This is a genomic window from Nonomuraea cavernae, from assembly GCF_040655715.1.
Lineage (GTDB): Bacteria > Actinomycetota > Actinomycetes > Streptosporangiales > Streptosporangiaceae > Nonomuraea > Nonomuraea cavernae_A.
Window position 1 is genome coordinate 1 of record NZ_JBFAKL010000042.1, and the last position, 17,574, is coordinate 17,574.

The 17,574-nt window shown below is 67.8% G+C and carries 19 protein-coding genes and 1 pseudogene; 10 read left to right on the forward strand and 10 right to left on the reverse strand.

Annotated elements, in window-relative coordinates; genetic code table 11:
- Window positions 1-30 precede the first annotated feature (30 nt).
- Entirely contained in the window at window positions 31-372 is a 342-nt protein-coding gene (locus tag AB0I38_RS38000) for a winged helix-turn-helix domain-containing protein (protein WP_358494113.1), read from the reverse strand.
- 186 nt (window positions 373-558) lie between these two features.
- Window positions 559-1,086 (reverse strand): SMI1/KNR4 family protein, encoded by a 528-nt coding sequence (locus AB0I38_RS38005; protein ID WP_358494119.1) that lies wholly within the window; start codon window positions 1,084-1,086, stop codon window positions 559-561.
- A 102-nt stretch (window positions 1,087-1,188) separates the two neighbouring features.
- Here AB0I38_RS38005 and AB0I38_RS38010 point away from each other — a divergent pair, with 102 nt between their 5' ends.
- Genes AB0I38_RS38010 through AB0I38_RS38020 form a run of 3 tightly spaced genes read left to right on the forward strand, consistent with a single transcriptional unit; the run spans window position 1,189 to window position 2,149 of the window.
- Window positions 1,189-1,533 carry a hypothetical protein gene (locus tag AB0I38_RS38010; RefSeq protein ID WP_358494122.1) on the forward strand — a complete coding sequence of 115 codons (345 nt, stop codon included), beginning with the start codon at window positions 1,189-1,191 and terminating at the stop codon, window positions 1,531-1,533.
- A complete protein-coding gene (locus AB0I38_RS38015) occupies window positions 1,511-1,966 on the forward strand; it encodes an acyl-CoA thioesterase (RefSeq protein WP_358494126.1) in 456 nt (151 codons plus the stop codon). The genes AB0I38_RS38010 and AB0I38_RS38015 overlap by 23 nt, the downstream gene beginning before the upstream one ends.
- A 60-nt stretch (window positions 1,967-2,026) precedes the next feature.
- Complete coding sequence (locus AB0I38_RS38020) at window positions 2,027-2,149, forward strand: hypothetical protein (protein WP_358494130.1); 123 nt, start codon at window positions 2,027-2,029, stop codon at window positions 2,147-2,149.
- A gap of 7 nt (window positions 2,150-2,156) precedes the next feature.
- Here the strand turns inward: AB0I38_RS38020 and AB0I38_RS38025 are convergent, their stop codons facing one another.
- The gene (locus AB0I38_RS38025) at window positions 2,157-2,729 is read right to left on the reverse strand and encodes a dihydrofolate reductase family protein (protein ID WP_358494135.1); all 573 of its coding nucleotides are present in this window, start codon (window positions 2,727-2,729) and stop codon (window positions 2,157-2,159) included.
- Window positions 2,730-3,047: 318 nt separating this feature from the next.
- On the opposite strand from AB0I38_RS38025, the gene AB0I38_RS38030 reads away from it, so the two are divergent.
- A complete protein-coding gene (locus tag AB0I38_RS38030; protein ID WP_358494143.1) occupies window positions 3,048-4,073 on the forward strand; it encodes an ATP-binding cassette domain-containing protein in 1,026 nt (341 codons plus the stop codon).
- Window positions 4,070-4,906: an ABC transporter permease gene (locus tag AB0I38_RS38035; RefSeq protein ID WP_358494152.1), complete on the forward strand. Its 837-nt coding sequence runs from the start codon at window positions 4,070-4,072 to the stop codon at window positions 4,904-4,906. Before AB0I38_RS38030 ends, AB0I38_RS38035 begins: the two co-directional genes overlap by 4 nt.
- Window positions 4,907-6,595: 1,689 nt before the next feature.
- On the opposite strand, the pseudogene AB0I38_RS38040 reads toward AB0I38_RS38035, so the two are convergent.
- Window positions 6,596-7,966, reverse strand: a pseudogene (locus tag AB0I38_RS38040) (ATP-binding protein); the annotation flags it as partial.
- 485 nt (window positions 7,967-8,451) lie between these two features.
- Here AB0I38_RS38040 and AB0I38_RS38045 point away from each other — a divergent pair.
- A complete protein-coding gene (locus AB0I38_RS38045) occupies window positions 8,452-9,852 on the forward strand; it encodes a S1 family peptidase (RefSeq protein ID WP_358494156.1) in 1,401 nt (466 codons plus the stop codon).
- A gap of 5 nt (window positions 9,853-9,857) precedes the next feature.
- Here AB0I38_RS38045 and AB0I38_RS38050 read toward each other — a convergent pair whose 3' ends face one another.
- Window positions 9,858-10,205 carry a group II intron maturase-specific domain-containing protein gene (locus AB0I38_RS38050; RefSeq protein WP_358494397.1) on the reverse strand — a complete coding sequence of 116 codons (348 nt, stop codon included), beginning with the start codon at window positions 10,203-10,205 and terminating at the stop codon, window positions 9,858-9,860.
- 196 nt (window positions 10,206-10,401) lie between these two features.
- On the opposite strand from AB0I38_RS38050, the gene AB0I38_RS38055 reads away from it, so the two are divergent.
- Window positions 10,402-10,740 (forward strand): hypothetical protein, encoded by a 339-nt coding sequence (locus AB0I38_RS38055; protein ID WP_358494160.1) that lies wholly within the window; start codon window positions 10,402-10,404, stop codon window positions 10,738-10,740.
- 50 nt (window positions 10,741-10,790) lie between these two features.
- Here the strand turns inward: AB0I38_RS38055 and AB0I38_RS38060 are convergent, their stop codons facing one another.
- Window positions 10,791-11,420: a maleylpyruvate isomerase family mycothiol-dependent enzyme gene (locus AB0I38_RS38060; RefSeq protein ID WP_358494164.1), complete on the reverse strand. Its 630-nt coding sequence runs from the start codon at window positions 11,418-11,420 to the stop codon at window positions 10,791-10,793.
- A gap of 156 nt (window positions 11,421-11,576) precedes the next feature.
- Complete coding sequence (locus AB0I38_RS38065; RefSeq protein WP_358494170.1) at window positions 11,577-12,230, reverse strand: class I SAM-dependent DNA methyltransferase; 654 nt, start codon at window positions 12,228-12,230, stop codon at window positions 11,577-11,579.
- Window positions 12,231-12,343: 113 nt separating this feature from the next.
- Here AB0I38_RS38065 and AB0I38_RS38070 point away from each other — a divergent pair, with 113 nt between their 5' ends.
- Window positions 12,344-13,111: a hypothetical protein gene (locus AB0I38_RS38070; RefSeq protein WP_358494175.1), complete on the forward strand. Its 768-nt coding sequence runs from the start codon at window positions 12,344-12,346 to the stop codon at window positions 13,109-13,111.
- 75 nt (window positions 13,112-13,186) lie between these two features.
- Here the strand turns inward: AB0I38_RS38070 and AB0I38_RS38075 are convergent, their stop codons facing one another.
- From AB0I38_RS38075 to AB0I38_RS38085, 3 genes are all read right to left on the reverse strand, one after another.
- A complete protein-coding gene (locus AB0I38_RS38075) occupies window positions 13,187-13,588 on the reverse strand; it encodes a hypothetical protein (RefSeq protein ID WP_358494180.1) in 402 nt (133 codons plus the stop codon).
- Window positions 13,589-13,652: 64 nt separating this feature from the next.
- Window positions 13,653-14,402, reverse strand: coding sequence for an SDR family oxidoreductase (locus AB0I38_RS38080; protein ID WP_358494186.1), 750 nt, complete (start codon window positions 14,400-14,402; stop codon window positions 13,653-13,655).
- Window positions 14,403-14,559: 157 nt separating this feature from the next.
- Window positions 14,560-15,465, reverse strand: a complete 906-nt coding sequence (locus AB0I38_RS38085; RefSeq protein ID WP_358494191.1) for an AraC family transcriptional regulator — start codon at window positions 15,463-15,465, stop codon at window positions 14,560-14,562.
- 143 nt (window positions 15,466-15,608) lie between these two features.
- Between AB0I38_RS38085 and AB0I38_RS38090 the strand changes: the two genes are divergently transcribed.
- Together AB0I38_RS38090 and AB0I38_RS38095 are read left to right on the forward strand one after the other, a co-directional pair.
- Window positions 15,609-15,926, forward strand: coding sequence for a putative quinol monooxygenase (locus tag AB0I38_RS38090; protein ID WP_358494197.1), 318 nt, complete (start codon window positions 15,609-15,611; stop codon window positions 15,924-15,926).
- An 82-nt stretch (window positions 15,927-16,008) separates the two neighbouring features.
- The gene (locus tag AB0I38_RS38095) at window positions 16,009-16,968 is read left to right on the forward strand and encodes an alpha/beta hydrolase (protein WP_358494202.1); all 960 of its coding nucleotides are present in this window, start codon (window positions 16,009-16,011) and stop codon (window positions 16,966-16,968) included.
- Window positions 16,969-17,574 lie beyond the last annotated feature (606 nt).

Sequence of the window (17,574 nt, forward strand, 5' to 3'; positions counted from 1 at the left end):
CGTGTCACTCGCCGGAGATGAACCGGACGATCAGGCGGAAATCTCCATCAGTCGAAACTGATCAGGAGGGACGACCACCTCGTGAGTCATCGAGGCCAGGCGACCCGCGACCCGGACTCCGTGCAGCCCGACCGAAACTCCGAGTGCGACGCCGGTGGTCTGTTCGAGCTCGATCGGCCGGTTGGTGTTCTTGACGATGCGGTCGGCTCGCATTTCCTGCACCGCTGAGGAAATGGTGGCGGGTGAGAGCCCGGTCCGTCGTACCAGCTCGCTCTGCGAACCCGGGCGACACATGATGGCCCTGATGATTTTGGTGCGATTTTCTTTTCGCGTGCCGTCTGAGTCGCTCAAGAGTTTTCGCGCGTCGAGCACGGCTCCCTCGCAGGCAAAATCAGAATTCTGAGATGCGAGACCTCGATGGTGACACAGTTCGTTCGATTCGAAAAGTTGCCCGCCGTGCCTCATTGGCTTTCGTATGATCCGAGTGTTCGGGCGGGGCCGCGCGGCGATTTCACGGCGCAGGATCGGCCACGACTCGTTCGAGACCCCTGTCGGGGCTCATCGGCAGAGTTTCATGATGGTGTCGTCGAAGCCGGGGAACTCCCGAGTGGCCAGCTCGATCACGCTAGTGGCCGATCGGCGCCGGCCCGGTGCGAATCGTTCCGCGATGGCCGTCAGCTCCTGGTCGGGGCGAGGGACCCGGTCGCGCGCGTAGGGGGTGGCTGCTTCCCAGGGGCCGACGCCGTCGGCCAGCAGCCACAAGAAGTCGCCCAGGTCGCGCGCGACAACGCCGGTCTCCCCCTCGGAGCCGAGGAAGACAACAGGCTGATCGGCCGGTTCCCGGTTCGGGCGGATCAGCCAGAACGCGGCGTAGCCGCCGGTGCCGTCCTGGCCGAATACGCGGAAGTCGTCGCCGCGCAACTCTCCGTCGCCGGTCCAGGCCCGGAGCCAATCGGTGGTCTCCTCAGCGGACAGAAAAGCCGCGAAGGGCTCGAAGTCGATCCCCTCACCGCCGTCATAGTCGAACGAAACCGCCATCGCGGCGGCGAGCGCGACGGGGAACTGTCGATCACCGGTGAGTGTCACGCGAGCAGACTAGCAACCGGTCAAACTTTCAACGGCAAGCGGTGAAGCCACCGGCGCGAAGGTCATTGCTTAGCAATCGATACCGATTGCTATGCTGTGGCCATGGAACCGCGGTCCTCGTCACAGCTGCATCAGGTAGCCGCGGCGCTACGCCAGATCAGTGCGGGATTCGCGGCGCTGGCCGACGCCATCTCCACCGACGATGCCGAACCCCCGGCAGAGACCCGCCATCGCGCCCTCATCTCCGAATGGGGTCGCCGGGGCCTGACGAGAGCCGAGGCCAGTGCCTTGTTCCGCAAGCACGGCTTCTCGCCCCAGGCGGCGGGTGGCTGGGTCCGTGGCGACTGGCTGGAAGTCCGTGACGACGGCCGCCGCTACCTGACTGATCGTTCACTGCGCTGGCCGGCCGAGCAGGGAGACCCCGATGACCCACGACTTCGCGACTGAGCCGTTCAGCGTCCGTCTGGAGGTCCGCAGCTACGAGATCGACCCGCAACTCCATCTCAACGGAGGCTTCTACGTCCAGTACGGCGATCATGCTCGCTTCGCCTGCGTCCAAGCCGCGGGAGTCTCCATCGAGGACCTTCTCGGCAGCGGCATCGGCCCGGTCAACCTGGAGACCGTCATCAAGTATCACCGCGAGCTGCGTGGCGGCGACCAGGTCGACGTCTCCTGCGCCTGGGAGTGGGGTAGCGGCAAAACCTACCGGGTGCACCATCAGTTGCGGCAGCTGAACGGCACCGTGGCGGCCGAAGTCAGCCACGTGAGCGGACTGCTCGACATCAAGACCCGCCGCCTGATCGCCGACCCCGGCCACGAATGGCGAATCCGAGCGGACCGGCCCGAACTTCTCGGCCTGGAGCCCACCAGTCCAACGTAGAAACGGGTGGTTCGGCGCCGCCGTAGGATCAAGGACTTCCTCCCCGATCGTCGGCCGCATGTGGGCACCAAGGAAGTCGGAGAGGTCGGTTCGGCGGCCGCCGCCACCAACGCGGTCTGCCACGCTGCGAAACTGCCGATGCCGGTAGCGAGCTGGACCGGTTACCCGGCCAAGGTGGCGTGACGGGCCACTAGCGGCGGACTCGATAGAGCAGGTGCAGCACCCGGTCGCCCTGGATCACCGTGTGCGGGTCCTCGAGCAGATACTGGGCGTCCACCGACCCGAAGTACCGCTTGCCTGAGCCGAAGACCACGGGCACGACGTCCATGGCCACCTCGTCCACCAGGCCGAGGGCGAATGCCTGACCTCCGACGTCGCCCGCCGCCACGGCGACGGTACGCTCCCCCGCGAGCTCCTTGGCCTTCGCGATCGCCTGTGCCACGTCATCGACGAAGTGGTACGACGCCTCCGGGTGCCACCCGTCGGGCTTGGGCCGGTGCGACACCACGACCACGTGTTCGCCCGCCGGCGGTGAGCCCTCCCAGCCGTTGGTGATGTCGAACAGGTGCCGCCCGATCACCGTCGATCCGATGCTCGCCCACATCGGCTTGACGTACTCGGCCGAGGCCCGCGAGATCCCGCCCACCGCGCCGAGCTCGACGTCGCCGTTGGAGTACCAGTCGAACAGAGGACCGACCTGATCCTTCGCGTCGGCGATGAAGCCGTCCACCGACACGACGTTGTGCATCACCACGGTGCTCATCACATCTCCTATGTGTTCCGAGGACTTGACCTTGCTCATTCATGTCATGCTCGTTCGCCGTCGCGAGCCCGTCGACCGGCTCGCCAGGTGGGACCGGGCTGTCCGGGCCACTCACCTGTCGTCTCACCAACGCGTCGATCGCGCGCCACCGAAATCGACACGGCCCGCGAAACTTTCTTGAAGGGCGCAGACCTTCCCGCATCGCCTTCGCGGCGGCTGCGTGCCGTGCACGAGGAACGAACGAATCCGCGGAACGCCCGGCAACCGGTGAAACCTGGTCGAGGGTGCCGTGAAACCGGCGCCGCCGAGAGTGAAGCCATGAGCATCACAGAACTCGAACACACCGGGGGCGGCCAGGCCCTCGACGGGGGCATCGACCTGGCCGTACATGCGGAAGGGCTGGTGAAGACGTTCGGCGAGCACCGTGCCGTCGACGGGATCGACCTCGACGTACGCGCCGGTGAGATCTACGGCGTCCTCGGCCCGAACGGCGCCGGTAAGACCACCACGATACGCATGCTGGCCACCTTGTTGAAGATCGACGCGGGCCGGGCCGAGATCTTCGGGGTCGACGTGGCCGGCAACCCGCACGTGATCCGCCAGTTGGTCGGCGTCACCGGACAGTACGCGTCGGTCGACGAGAACCTGACCGCCCGCGAGAACCTCTGGCTCTTCAGCCGCCTGCAGGGCATCGCCGCGCCGCGCGCCCGGCGCGTCGCCACCGAGCTGCTGGGCCAGTTCGGACTGGAGGAGGCCGCCGACAAACCGATCGCGCAGTTCTCCGGCGGCATGCGCCGGCGCCTCGACCTGGCGGCCAGTTTGATCACCAGGCCCCCGCTGATCTTCCTCGACGAGCCGACCACCGGTCTCGATCCGCGCACGCGGGGCCAGATGTGGGACACCATCCGCGGTCTGGTCGCCGACGGCTGCACGGTGCTGCTGACCACGCAGTATCTGGACGAGGCCGACCAGCTCGCCGATCGCGTCGCCGTCATCGACCAAGGCCGCAAAGTCGCCGAGGGCACCCCCGACGAGTTGAAGTCCGCGGTCGGCAACTCGGCCCTCCAGCTGCTGCTCGCCGAGCCGGACGAGATGCCCGCCGCCGTGGAGGTCGTGCGGCGCGTCCTCGGCTCCGAACCGGTCCTAGGCCCGGAGCAGGGCCGCCTCAACGTCGCCCTCGACCAGGCCGACCTGGCCGCGGAGGTCCTGATCGCGCTGCGTACCGCCGGGGTGTCGATCTCCTCGGTGAGCGTGGCCAAGCCCAGCCTGGACGAGGTGTTCCTCGCCCTCACCGGCCATGGGACGGACGGGGACGACGAGACCGGCACGGAGGAGAAGCGATGACCACCATGATCACGCACACCCGTGAACAGGTCCGGGCCGCCGACCGTGTGGCGGCCGCCCGGCGACGCGTCTCCATGAGGGAGACGCTCGGCCAGACCCTGGCGATGGCGTGGCGGGCGTTCAAGAAGATGCTCCGCAATCCGGAACAGTTCTTCGACGTGGCGCTGCAGCCCCTCCTGTTCACCGCGATGTTCGCCTTCATCTTCGGCGGCGCCATCACCGGCGACGTGGAGAGCTACCTCCCCCTGCTGATCCCCGGCATCGTCGCCCAGACCGTGCTGACGACGTGCATGGCCACGGGCACGCAACTTCGCGAGGACATGGAGAAGGGCGTCTTCGATCGGTTCAAGTCGTTGCCGATCGCCCGGATCGCGCCGCTCGCCGGTCCGATGGTGGCCGATCTGCTGCGCTATACGATCGCGGCCACTCTGACCTTCGCCATGGGCCTGTTGATGGGCTACCGCCCGGGCGGCGGGGCGGGCGGCGTGCTCGCCGCGATCCTGCTGGCGATCGTCACGGGCTGGTCGATGGCGTGGATCTTCACCTGGGTGGGCACGATCGCCCGGAGCGCCCAGGCCGTACAGGGCATCTCTATGATGATCTTGTTCCCGCTGACGTTCCTGTCGAACGCGTTCGTCCCCGTGGAGACCCTGCCCGGCTGGCTGGCCGCGTTCGTACGGATCAACCCGGTCTCACACCTGGTCACGGCCGGCCGCGACCTCGCCAACAACGCGCTCATCAGCGGAGAGGTGGCCTGGACGCTCCTGGCGTGTCTGATCGTCATCGCGATCTTCGCGCCGCTGTCGGTCCGCAGCTACAAACGGCACATGTGATCTCCGCCCGCCACGGCCGGAGACCCGCTCGATGTGGCTCCGCGCCTCGTTGAGCAGGTCGGAGCCGCGTCGACCGCTGTACTCGGCCCGTACGGCGGCGATCATCCCCGGCGCGGCCCGCTCCGCGTACGGTTCGATCCGCTCGAAGAGCATGCTCGGCATGGCGCTGTTGTACGCGAACCGCTCGGCCAGCACCAGCAACCCGATCGCGTCGCGGGAGGCCATGGCTCCCCGCAGCAGCCCCCAGGCGCCGAGCGCGAAGAGCGTCGAGCCGCACAGCGGGTAGTCGAGAACGGGGTTCTTCCAGGCCAGCAGGTCGTAGCCCCGGACGGTGGCGAACAGCTCCTCGCCGTACCGGACGTCTTCCGGCGGGGCGTGGTACGCGTACGCCGTCAGGGTGACCGCCTCCGCGATGATCCTCCACGGCGTGAGCTCCGTGTGCGGCACCCCGGGCAGGCGCAGGTCGCGGGCCCGCTGGACGGCCAGGCGGTATTCCGCGAGCGCGGCGGCCGTCTCGCCGCGAGCGAGGGCGAGCTCGGCCGCGCACAACGAGCTGATCGCCACCCCGCCGAGCACTGTCTCGTTGCCGTTGATCCGGGTGATCCCGGCCAGCTCGGCCTCCGCGGCGTCGAGGTCGCCGTCGGCGATCGCGGAGGTCAGCAGCACCGCGCGGAGCTGGGTCTCGTCGTCGGTGGCGCCGAGCCGGCTCAGCACCGGGATGGCGGTTCGGGCGTGACCGACCGCCCGCCGGCGGTCGCCGAGCTGCATGACCAGGTGGGCCAGCACGGCGTGCATGATCGCGCCGAACCACGGCCCCTCGTCCTCGCGGAGCAGCGTCAGGGTCCGCTCGGCGGCCTCGATCGCCCCGCTCACTTCTCCCGCGTTCTCCAAGACGTGGACGCTCGCCTGCGTCGCCGCCAGAACCACGTCACGGTCGGCGCTCCGGGACAACTCCGCCAGCCGTCGGCGCACATCGGCGCCGTCGGTCGTGTCGCACGCGAGCACCACCGTGGCCATCGCCGCCACACGGGGATCCGTCACGTCACTGGTGGGCAGCGTACGGAGGAGGTCGAAGAGCGGATCGCCGTGGCGATCAATGATGATCATGTTGTTCATGAGCATGATCATCATGGTGGACCTGGTCGCCTCGACGAGGTGCGGCGGAGGCACCCATCCGGTGATCGCCTGGCTGATCGCGTCCCGATGCGCGAGGATCCGGGAGTGCTCGCCGCGGATGGACCACAGCGCGCCGACGCCGACCAGCAACTGGACCGTCGTGACGGGATCGGGCTCGCCGAGAGCCTGCCGGAGCAGATCGGCGAGGTTGCTCTCCTCGGCTCGCAACGCGTCGACCGCCGCGAACTGCGCCCGGCCGAACAGCGCGGAGGCGTGTTCGAGGGCGTACGCCGTCGCCCAGGCCCGCTGCGCCGCCCGAGCGGGCGCCTCCTCCCCTGCCTCCTTCAGTCGCATCCGCCCGAACTCCCTGACGGTCTCCAGCATCCGATAGCGGAGGCCGTACGTCGTCTCGCGGACGCTCAGCATCGACTGCTCGGTCAGCGCGTCCACCGCGCGCAGGGCGTCCGGGCCGAGTACGTGCTCGGCCGCGGCCAGCGTGAACCCGTCGCCGAACAGCGACAACCACCGCAACGCCCGCCGTTCGGGCTCGTCCAGCAGATTCCACGACCAGTCGATGACCGCGAGCAGCGTCTGATGCCGGTCGGGAGCCGTACGGTTCCCGCCGCGCAGCAGGGCGAACCGGTCCGCCAGGCGCCGCGCGATCTCCTCCACCGACATCACCCGCACCTTGGCCGCGGCCAGCTCGATCGCGAGCGGCAGCCCGTCGAGGCGGGCGACGACCTCCTCGACCACTCCCCCGTCGATCCGCACACCTGGGCGGGCGGCCGTGGCACGCTGGCGGAACAACTCCACCGCGTCGCCCGTGGGCAGCTCGCCGAGCAGGTAGACGCGTTCGGCGGGGATCGACAAGGGGGCGCGCGAGGTGATGAGCACCCGCAGGTCGCGGGTCGTCACGGTCAGAAACGCCACCAGGTCGGCGACGGCCTCGATCACATGCTCGCAGTTGTCCAGGATGAGCAGTGCCGGAACCTGGTCGAGTTGCTGGGCGATCCGGGCGCGAACGTCGGAGCGCTGCTCGGCGGTCAGGACACGACGCCCGCTGACCGAATCCCGAACCCCGAGCGCCGAGCCCACCTCGCCCACCACGCCCTCCGGCGCGGAGACGCCGACGAGCTCGACGAAGTGGGCGATGGGCTGCGCGGCGTTCCTGCCGACGACATGAGCCAGCCGCGTCTTGCCCAGCCCGCCAGGGCCGACGATGGAGACCACCCGATTGGTCGGCAACAGGGCGTGCACCGCACGAATGTCGCCTTCGCGGCCGAGCAGCGAGGAACCGTCGAACAGGATGCCCGCACGCACCGGCCGATCCGCGGCGAGGAGTTCGGCGTACACGCGGGCGAGTTCAGGCCCTGGTTCGGTGCCGAGCCGCGCGGCCAGGCCCGCGCGATACCGCTCGTAGCGCTCCAGAGCGGCGGCGGCCCCTCGTCCGGCGGCCTCGCTGCGCAGCAGGCAGGCGAGCAGTTCCTCGTCGTGCGGCTGATCGGCCGCGGCCTCCTCCAGCAGCGGTAGCGCGCCCTCGTGAGCGCCGCTCCGGCCCCACGCGATCGCCGCCACTCGTCGAGCTTCGGCCACCCACTTCGCCGCAGCACCCCTCAGCTCAGCGAGTGCGCCCGTGGCGCCATCCGAGCCGCCGGCCACGAGACTCATGGCCTCTTCGGCGCGGCGCCGGGCGAGCGCCATGTCGCCCGCGCCCAGTGCGGCGCGTGCCTGCTCCACCAGCGTGCCGAGCAGCAGCGCGTCCACCTGGCCTGTGGACAGCCCGAGCCGGTAACCACGCGGGATCCGCACCACGACGTCGGCACCGGTCGCCGCCCTGGTCCGCGAGACGACCACCTGCAGCGCCTTCGTCGGATTGGCCGGCATCTCGTCGGGCCACAGCTCCTCGACCAGACGCTCGTTACTGACCCCTGCACGCCCTTGCATGGCGAGCACGGCCAGCAAGGTACGCGCACGATCGCCCACCACGCGCGCACCCCGCCAGCGGACGCCGTCAAGCAGGACCAGTGCGGGGGACACATCCTCAGCTTACGGACGATTCACTCGCGGCGGACTCGATAGAGCAGGTGCAGCACCCCGGTCGCCCCCGGATCACCGTGTGCGGGTCCTCGATCGGATGCCGGGGCGACGCCTCCGCCACCGGGACCCACCCGGGACATTCCCTCCGCGTGGCGCGCGTGTTTCGCGGCCTTGGTCGGCAACGGCTGGATTAAGGTGGCGCTGCCGATATCGCATGATCACTCTGTGATACGAGGCGATTCCCCCCTCATGCCTGCAAAGCCGAGGTTGAGGAGAGACCCATGCCCCGCCAACGTGCCGTTAGTACGGGATGCGCCCTAGCGATCGCCACCCTTACCCTGTCCACCATTCCGGCCGCCGCCGAAGGCCGGACAGCAAGCATCCCCGCCGCCATGACCACCGCACCCACGTTCAAGCCGCCGCCGGGCATGCTGGAGGCGCTCGCACGCGACCTGAAGATCAGCAGTACGCAGGCGCAGGCCCGCCTGCTGAATGAGGCCCGCCTGACCCCGATCGCGGCGCAGCTGAGCAGGAGGCTCGGCAGCCGCTTCGCCGGCACCTGGCTCCGGGGAGGCAGCGCGCACACCCTCGTGGTGGCCACCACCAGCGCCGCCGACATTCCCCAGATCCTCGACGCCGGCGCCCAGGCCGAGGTCGTCACCAGGCCACTGGCGGAACTGGCCGCGATCAAGACGAAGCTCGACCATGCTCTGCCCGTGAAGCCACTGCTGTCGAGCGCGCGCTACGTCGACGTCAAGCGCAACAAAGTGGTCATCCTGGCCCCGAGACCCGACCAGACCCAGACCGTCGTTGAGAGCGCCGGCGTGGACAGCCAGGCGGTGATCGTGCTGCCCTCCACCGAAGTCCCCCAGCCCTTGTATGACCTGGTGGGCGGCGACGCCTACTACATCGGCACCACCAGCCGCTGCTCGATCGGCTTCCCCGTGGTCAAGGGCGCCGTGAACGGTTTCGTCAGCGCCGGCCACTGCGGTGCGGCCGGCACCACCACCACCGGCTTCAACCGCGTCGCCCAAGGCGTCATCCAGGGATCGACCTTCCCCGGCAGCGACTACTCCTGGGTCGCGGTGAACTCCAACTGGACACCCCAGCCCGCGGTGGACAACGGCCAAGGCGGCACCGTGCCCGTCGCCGGCGCCAGGGTCGCCATCGAGGGCTCGTCGGTCTGCCGGTCCGGCTCTACCACCGACTGGCACTGCGGCGTCATCCAGCAGCGCGACGCCAGCGTCACCTACCCCCAAGGCACCGTCTTCCAGCTGACCCGCACCAACGTCTGCGCCGAACCCGGCGACTCGGGCGGCTCCTTCATCTCCATCGACCAGGCCCAAGGGGTGACCTCCGGCGGTTCGGGCGACTGCAGTTCGGGCGGCACCACCTACTTCCAGCCGATCGGCGAAATCCTCACCACCTACGGCCTGTCACTGAGGACCACCGCAGGCAATCCCCCGCCGCCGACCACGGGCACCTGCACCGGCTTCCCGAGCACCGTCACCGGCTCCCTGGCCAACGGCCAGTACGCCTACCAGCCGCCCGGCTCGTACTACTGGTCGAACACCTCAGGCGTCCATTCAGCCTGCCTGGACGGCCCGAACGGCGCGGATTTCGACCTGCACCTGCAGAAGTGGAACGGCCAGACCTGGCGCACCGTCGCAACCTCCGACGGCCCGGGGCCCGACGAAAGGATCACCTACACCGGGACGGCCGGCTACTACAGCTACCTGGTGAACTCCGCCAGTGGTTCCGGTCCCTACTCCCTGGGCTACCGAAAGCCGTAACTCACTCAAACGACATCGGCAGGGAACGTTTTCCACCTCCTGGACGCGTGCCCTGAGCACAACATGATCGCGACGCTGGTGATCGGCCGGTGACGCAAAGGTCGGGTCGCCCGGAGGAATCGCGCCTCCGGGCACCCGCACCTCCCGGCGTGACAGCCTTTGCAGGCCCTCCGCCGTGTGTTTTTCATCCTCGTCCAGCGCACCAGATAGACGTTGATACGCCTGAGTAGCGGATACAACTCCGACCGATAGAACCGGCCATAGCAGTTCATCCACCCCGAAACGACCGAATTGCGCCACCGTGCCAAGTCTCGCTCGGAGAAGGTGCTGCGGCGGCGAGTTGCCCAAAAGATCGCGTTTAGGGGATCTAATCACGATGCTCCGATATGATCTTCCGCGAGCTCTCCCACCGAGGTGAAGAGCTTCGCACATCGATCACCAGACCATAGCCGCCTGTGTCCGCCTGACAAGCGATCCCACATGCTCGGCATATGAGTGTTTGGTGGTCATGTATTCCTTGCCGTTAACTTTCTACCAGGAGGTTTAGTTATGCGTCTTTCGAGGATCGTTCGTGGGGCCGCACTAACCGCCACAGCACTGATACTGGCCTCGGGCGTCTCCGCCTGCGGTGGCGGCGACGATGCCGCGACGGGTGGCGGAGGCGGAGGCGTCGACAAGGCGGCCCTGATCAGCAAGCTAAAGGCCGAACCGGACTACAAGGACGTCCCGGACACCGGCTTAGATTGTCTGGCCGGCGTCTTCCTGAAGTACGGCGACGAGGCCGGGCTCAAGGCTTACGTCGAAGGCAAGGACAAGCTGAACGATCTTCAAGCTTTTGGCGCGTCCGAAGCGCAGGCCAAGATCGAAGCCGTGAAGTGCGCGACATAGCCTCCATGACTCACCGGGCAGTCGTCTTCGCTGAAGGGAACTGCGTCACCTCACTTCGACGACCTCGTCAGCGTGGCGACTCCCGGCCCATCAAGCTCGTTCAGTGCCACCCGTCGCCCGGAGACGGCCAGAAGCAATGAAAGCGCGGTTCCGCTCACTTCCGGCCCGTCTCCGATCGACAGGTCGGCGTCCGTTGCCGTCAGCTGGATACGGGACATCAACTCCTTGGCTCCACCGAAAGACACGGGAGTGCGTGCCTGCAGGCGGAGCGATCTGACAACGGCATCCTGCGGGTAGGAGCGGGTGAGGCCAAGGGGCCGGCGGATGTCCTCACCGTGGACGACCTCCTCGACGAGCCGGCTGTCGAGGGGCGCCGGAGGAGTCGACCTCCGCGGCGCCACCTGACGAAGCCGCTTCAACGTCTCCTGCGGTGAGGCACCGCGTTCGCGCTCCACACCGCGCGCGTTCTGACGGTCGAAGTCGAACCCCGCCCGGACGAGACCGGCCACGAAACCGAGGCGCGTCGTCCGAGCGGTGTCGACCAGATGGGCGGCCACGTCATGCACGGTCCACCCTGCACAAAGTGACGGCTCTCCCCACTGCTCGCCATCGAGGTGCATGAGATCATCGATCAGCGCCGCACGCTCCGCATGCACCATCGACCAGACATCGTCCTTCACGGCTTCTCCTTCGCGCTCGACCGCAGGGTCCGCCAGATGAGACTCGTGGCACGGCGGGAACTCATCGCTCGGTGAGCGGATCCCCCGGGACGAGCCGGTCGTCCGCCCATGGACCACCCCGGGAGGTTTCATGCGCCGGAGCCTATGGTGCGCGCATCAGCACGTGGCGGCGGCTTGTCTGCGCATCAGCAAGTGGCCGCGACGGAATCGTTCATCCTCCAAAGGCTCGCGCAACATCCGCGCCACCTCGACGAACTCTTCCTCGCGGGCCAGGTCGGCCAGGTCGTCGATCGGCCACCGGTAGGCCGGCGTGACCCTATGGTCGAACTGCAGCACCGGACCGCCCTCGGATTCGAAGAAACCCAGCAGGAGGTAACCACCCGGGGCCAGCACCCGGCGGAACTCGGCAAAGTACGGCGGCAGCTCCGGTGGTGGGATGTGGATGACGGAGTACCAGGAGAGCAGACCGCCCAGCTCGCCGTCGGCCACGTCGAAGGTGCCCATCGAACCGACCTCGAAACGCAGGTCAGGATGGTCCTTGCGGGCGATGTCGATCAGTGCGGGAGACAGGTCGATGCCGAAGGCGTCCAGTCCGAGGTCACGCAGGTGTGCCGTCATGTGCCCGGGACCGCAGCCGGCCTCGGCGACGGATCGGGGTCCGGCGGCCCGTACGAGTTCGGCGAACACGGCGAGTATCGCGCGATCCAGTGGCAGGCGGTCGAGCGAGTCTCGGACGAAGTCGGCGTAGAGGTCGGCGACGGCGTCGTAGGCGTCCGCCGTCACGGTCAGGTAGGGGGAGGATTCGGCCACGGCGGACGACTATAGTTCATCGGTCGGCGAAGATCGTCGATCATCGTCCGGTCGGCGCCTCGTCCGGTAATGCTGATCGCCATACCGGTGCGTGATGGCCGACACTCTGCACTGTGGATAACGAGGCGGCAGAGCACGCCCGGCGTTGGCTGGCAGAAGAAGGCGTCACCCAGGTCCGTAAGGGCGTATGGGCGAGCGACGAAACAGCGGTGGAAGAACCGCTCACGGCCAACTACGTGGCCCACACGTGGACAAGCGTGGCGCTGGAAGACCCTGACCTCGATGCGACCGGCCGGCTACGGCTCGCCCTCGGCCTCCTGGACGTTCTCGACGACTACTGGGTGACGTGCGAGATTCGCTTCGCCGTAGTCGCTGCGCAAGATCTGAAAGCTGAGCTCCTGTGGGACGCCTACCGTCGGCGATTGGAGGCTCCGGAGTCGCCCGAGCCGGTCACCTATTCGCTGTGGGTTGACTGGTTCGAGGACCGCAGCACAGTGGAAGTCGCCTTCGCCGAAGTGCTGGGCAACGACATCGAGGAGTTGCGGACCGAAGATCGGCTTCACGCGTTAGCTCAAGATCCACTATTACGACGTGCTCAACGAGTTCTGGAGATCTCCGGCCCCGTACCCTGGCCGCTCAAACACCCCGCCTACCAGGCAGTCGTGGAAGTACCGGCCCTCCATCCCGCCCTGTTCCAAGGCCTGCTCAGCAGCTACCACGACTTCTGTGGCGATCTTGAGCCCCATGCAGCCCATGCTCTCTTGCAGCAACTGGACCTCCCCCCGGGCATCAAGTGGCTCGCCCACTTACGCGCGGTCCTTCAAGCAGGGCACCGCAACCACTACCGCGCCCCAGACGCCTGGCCGGCAGCCGACTGGTAGACCTCCTGATCCGTAGCCGGTTCGAGAACGTACACCGACGTCCATAGATGTCAGAAAGCCCTGCTCAGAGCCATCTCACAGTTGATCGTCTTCTGTGGATGTCCACTCGCGTCCAGGGACGGTGTCAGCACCTCCGTTAGCAAGGCCACGCGCAGCGGAAAGGCCATGTCGGACCCGATCGCCACTCTCCCCGAGATCATCCCCATCAGCTACGAACCCGATCACCACACCGACACCATCGGCCACTGGGAGGACGGGCAGTTCCTCGGCTCCGTCGTCGCCGCCTTCCCGGAGGGTTACCCGCACACCGACGACGACCACCGGGCCGCCGTCGACGCAGCGCAGGAGCGGCTGAAGCAATGGCTCAATGCCCTCCCCGGCCTCCGCTTCGGCGACATCGCCATCCGGCCCTTCCGCCACGAAGTCGACGACGTGCTCTTCGGCCTCGTCATCGAGACCTTCGAAGGCATCGAACACGCCGAGCTCGTACGCGCGGGATCGGCTCGTGGCATCAGCGCGGCGTCCCTTACCTGCTGGTTCATCACTTCGCCTGGGCGAGCCGGACCGCGTCGGGACCGGCTGGGAATCGCAGCTGGCCGGTCGTGTCATGCACGGCTCGCCACACCGTCTCGGCGACGTCGCTCTCCTTGGTGTACAGGTCCTGGCCCGTGAAGTCGTCCATGGTCTTCTTCGCCCACGGTACGTAGGGCGCCGGGACCAGCTCCTCCAGCGACCCGCCGTTCGTCGCCTTGGCTGCGAAGTTCGTCGTCAGGCAGGCGCCCGGCTCGACCGTCTTCGCCCGCACACCGAAGGGCGCGAGCTCGAGCGCGAGGGATGCGGTGAACCCCTCGATGGCCATCTTGCTCGCCTTGTAGACGGCTGAGAGCGGCATGTGGCCCAGCACCACGCTGGAGGTCACGTTGACCACCACGCCGGAGCCGCGCTCGCGGAACCGGGGAAGCACCGCCTGCGTCGTCGCCATAACGCCGAACGTGTTGGTCTCGAAAACCTCCCGGACCCGGGCCATGGGGGTGCCCTCGAACACGCTCATCGACGGGACGCCCGCGTTGTTGACCAGGACGTCGATGGGCCCCACCGCCTCGAACACGCCGGTGATGCTTTCGGGCGTGGTCACGTCGAGCTCGACGATGCGGAGCCGGTCCGACTCAGGCAGGACGCCCGCACGCGGCGTCCGCATCGTCGCGATGACGTTCCACCCCTGCGCGTAGAAGTAGCGGGCGGTCTCCCGCCCATATCCGGACGAGGTACCAGTGATCAGAACCGTCTTCATGCTGCACCCCTTGCGATGTGGTGGGATCTGCGGATAGACAGGCATTTTCCTGCTCAGCGGGAGAAGCAGTGACCCCATTGAATCGCCCTGAACTGCAGAAACAGTAGAACTATCCTCGCGTCCTCTTGCACGATCCTCCTTTGCGGTCCAGCCCCGCTCAGGGCAGGACACCCTCAGGGGTACGTACGGTGTTCCGCAGGCGGACCGCGTCCCGGCTCGGGGGGACGCCGAACTGGCGGCGGTACTCGCGGCTGAACTGCGACGGGTTGTCGTAGCCGACGCGATGGCAGACCCCGGTGACGTCGCCCGGGTGGGTGGCGAGCAGCAGCCGGGCCTCCTGGAGCCGGATCTGTTTCTGGAACTGGATCGGGCTCATCGCGGTCACCGCCTGGAAGTTGCGGTAGAAGGCGGAGACGCCCATGCCGGACAGGCGTGCCACGTCTTCGACCCGGAAGGGTTCCGCGTAGTGCTCCCGGATCCAGCGCACGGCCCGGGAGACATGGCTGAGACTGCTGTCGGCGAGGCCGAGCTGGCGCACCGCCGCACTCTGCTCGCCGGTGATCAGGCGCCACAGGATCTCGCGTTTGACCAGCGGGGCCAGTACGGCGCGGTCGCGGGGTTCGTCGAGCAGGCGCAGCAGCCGGACCGCCGCGTCGAGCAGAGCGGGCGGGGCGTCGCTGACGGCGATCCCCGACGGCGCGCCCCCGTCGGCGCGGGGGATGTCTCCGGGACCGGCCTGCAGCAGCAGTTCGGCGACGGCGGACGGTTTCAGCGTGAGACCGAAGCCGAGGGCTGGCTGCTCGGGTTCGGCCTGGGTGAACTGTCCGGTGACGGGCAGGTCGACGGATGCGATCAGGTACTGCCCGGGGCCGTATTCGTAGACCCGGTCGCCCAGCGCGAGGCGTTTGGCGCCCTGGGCGATGACTGCGAGCACCGTACCGGTCATGGAGGGCGCCGGTGGATCCGGTCGGTCCACCTTCGAGATCAGGACGCCGTCGATGGCAGTGGTCCAGTCAGGGCGGGCGTGCCGGGCCAGGAGGGTGCGGAGCTCTTCGAGGTACATGTGTCCATTTCAGCACCACTCCGCACTGCAGCTCCCATGGCCGCGAGGATCATGCAAGTACGAGCGAGTAATGTTCTAGCGTTTACCCAGGTCATCTCGGTTGGATGGAATCACCTCACTCCATCACCGAGAAGAAGGCATCCATGATTGTCAACTACGGCTTCAACGCCACCCTGACCGCCAAGCCCGGAATGGGCGACCGGCTGGTTGCCCTGCTGCTGACCGGACTGAACGAGGGCAGTCCCGGCGCGAGCGAACACTGCATCGTCTACCTCGTCTCCCGTTCCATGTCCGACCCTGACGTCGTCCACGTCATCGAGGGGTGGACCAGCGAGGAGGACCACCACCGGATCTTCGCCGGCGAGGCCGCCCAGGCCATCGTGGCGCAGATCGGCGGACTTCTGGCCAAGGAATCCGAGTACACCGACTACGTCCCGGTCCGCGGCAAGGCCACCTTCTGACCCCGGGATCGATCCCCCAGCCTGCCGAGGAGGCCCCTGTCCTCGTCCGGCCGTCGGCACCACCCCACGAAAGGCAACGAACATGACCACGGCACGACCCGATCTGGACCCCGAACTGCGTGAGCTGCTGGCCAACATGCCGCTGATGTCCCAGCTCAGCCCGGAAGTACTCGCGCAACTGCGGCGGCTCCCCTCGACGCCTGTCGAGTCCCTGCTCGCACACCGGCAGATCGACCGGCGCGAGATCACCGTGCCCGCCAAGGACGGTGCCCCGATTCCCCTGTCGGTCTTCAGCCCCGCGGGCACCGATCGCATCAGCGCCGCCCCCTGCGTTTACTGGATGCACGGCGGCGGGATGGTCATGGGCGACCGCTTCTCGCAGATCGACATCCCGCTGGAGTGGCTCGACGAGTTCGGCACGGTCGTGGTCTCGGTGGACTACCGGCTCGCACCCGAGGTCACCGGCACCACCCTCGTCGAGGACTGCTACCAGGGACTGCTCTGGATCGCCGAACACTCCGAAGAACTGGGCATCGACCCCGCTCGGATCGTCGTCGCGGGCGCCAGCGCCGGCGGTGGCCTCGCCGCCGGCGTCACCCTGCTGGCCCGCGACCTCGGCACCCCGGCGATCGCCGCGCAGATGCTGATCTGCCCCATGCTCGACCACCGCAACACCAGCACTTCCAGCCGCCAGTACTCCGGCGGGCCCGGCGTCTGGACCCGTGAGATGAACGAGTTCGGATGGCGTGCCGTCCTCGGTGACCTCACCGACGACGAGGTGTCCGAGTACGTCTCGCCCGCGCTGGCCGACGACCTTTCGGGCCTGCCGACCACCTACATCGACACCGGCTCCGCCGAAGTCTTCCGCGACGAGGACACCGACTACGCCACCCGTATCTGGGCAGCCGGCGGCCAGGCCGAACTCCACGTCTGGGCGGGCGGCTTCCACGGGTTCGACGCCCTGTACCCGCAGGCACATATCTCGGCCACAGCCCGCAGAACCCGCACCGACTGGCTCGCCCGGCTCCTGCCCCCGAACTAACGCCGTCTCCCGCCCGTGGGCGACTGGCGTCCACACTCTGCCGGTCTCGCTGACACCTGACGGACTGGTCTTCGTGGGGACAAGGGCGCCCGGCTCCGGCGGAGCAGCTTCACGAAGGTCTGGGCCAGGCACACCTTCGACGCCGCCGGCCACCACCTCGACTCCCGCGTCGAGTACACCGGCGCCGAAGACGACCATCGGGCAGTTGTCGACCTCGCCCACGGGCGACTGAAGCACTGGCTCGACGCGCTTCCGGACCTTCGCTTCGACGACATCATCCTTGAGGTTGAGCGGCTTGCCGACCAACTCGCAATCCTCGGGAGGGATGCGGTCCACGCCGGTAGAGGCCCGTTGCATGGAGCAGGTCTTCGGACGCTCGATCTGTTCGGCGGCCGCGGGTTCCTCAACTTCATCGTCGCGGAGCCTCTGCGCCTTGTGCTGATCGTTCGCGTTACCTGGATAGATTGACGCGACCCCCACTACACCTCAGGAGATTTTGAGAAGGCGCCCTCAGCAAGCTCCTGAGGGCCTTTTGCAGAGTGCGGCCGAGACGGACCCTAACCTTCCACGTCGTCGCGGCCCGGCTCGGCCACGCCGACCCCTCGA

Bases quoted from the DNA above. Each gene is read 5' to 3' on its own strand.
- AB0I38_RS38010 (WP_358494122.1), top strand. From the start codon at position 1,189: ATGGAACCGCGGTCCTCGTCACAGCTGCATCAGGTAGCCGCGGCGCTA.
- AB0I38_RS38015 (WP_358494126.1), top strand. From the start codon at position 1,511: ATGACCCACGACTTCGCGACTGAGCCGTTCAGCGTCCGTCTGGAGGTC.
- AB0I38_RS38025 (WP_358494135.1), bottom strand. From the start codon at position 2,729: ATGAGCACCGTGGTGATGCACAACGTCGTGTCGGTGGACGGCTTCATC.
- AB0I38_RS38030 (WP_358494143.1), top strand. From the start codon at position 3,048: ATGAGCATCACAGAACTCGAACACACCGGGGGCGGCCAGGCCCTCGAC.
- AB0I38_RS38035 (WP_358494152.1), top strand. From the start codon at position 4,070: ATGACCACCATGATCACGCACACCCGTGAACAGGTCCGGGCCGCCGAC.
- AB0I38_RS38045 (WP_358494156.1), top strand. From the start codon at position 8,452: ATGACCACCGCACCCACGTTCAAGCCGCCGCCGGGCATGCTGGAGGCG.
- AB0I38_RS38055 (WP_358494160.1), top strand. From the start codon at position 10,402: ATGCGTCTTTCGAGGATCGTTCGTGGGGCCGCACTAACCGCCACAGCA.
- AB0I38_RS38080 (WP_358494186.1), bottom strand. From the start codon at position 14,402: ATGAAGACGGTTCTGATCACTGGTACCTCGTCCGGATATGGGCGGGAG.
- AB0I38_RS38085 (WP_358494191.1), bottom strand. From the start codon at position 15,465: ATGTACCTCGAAGAGCTCCGCACCCTCCTGGCCCGGCACGCCCGCCCT.
- AB0I38_RS38090 (WP_358494197.1), top strand. From the start codon at position 15,609: ATGATTGTCAACTACGGCTTCAACGCCACCCTGACCGCCAAGCCCGGA.
- AB0I38_RS38095 (WP_358494202.1), top strand. From the start codon at position 16,009: ATGACCACGGCACGACCCGATCTGGACCCCGAACTGCGTGAGCTGCTG.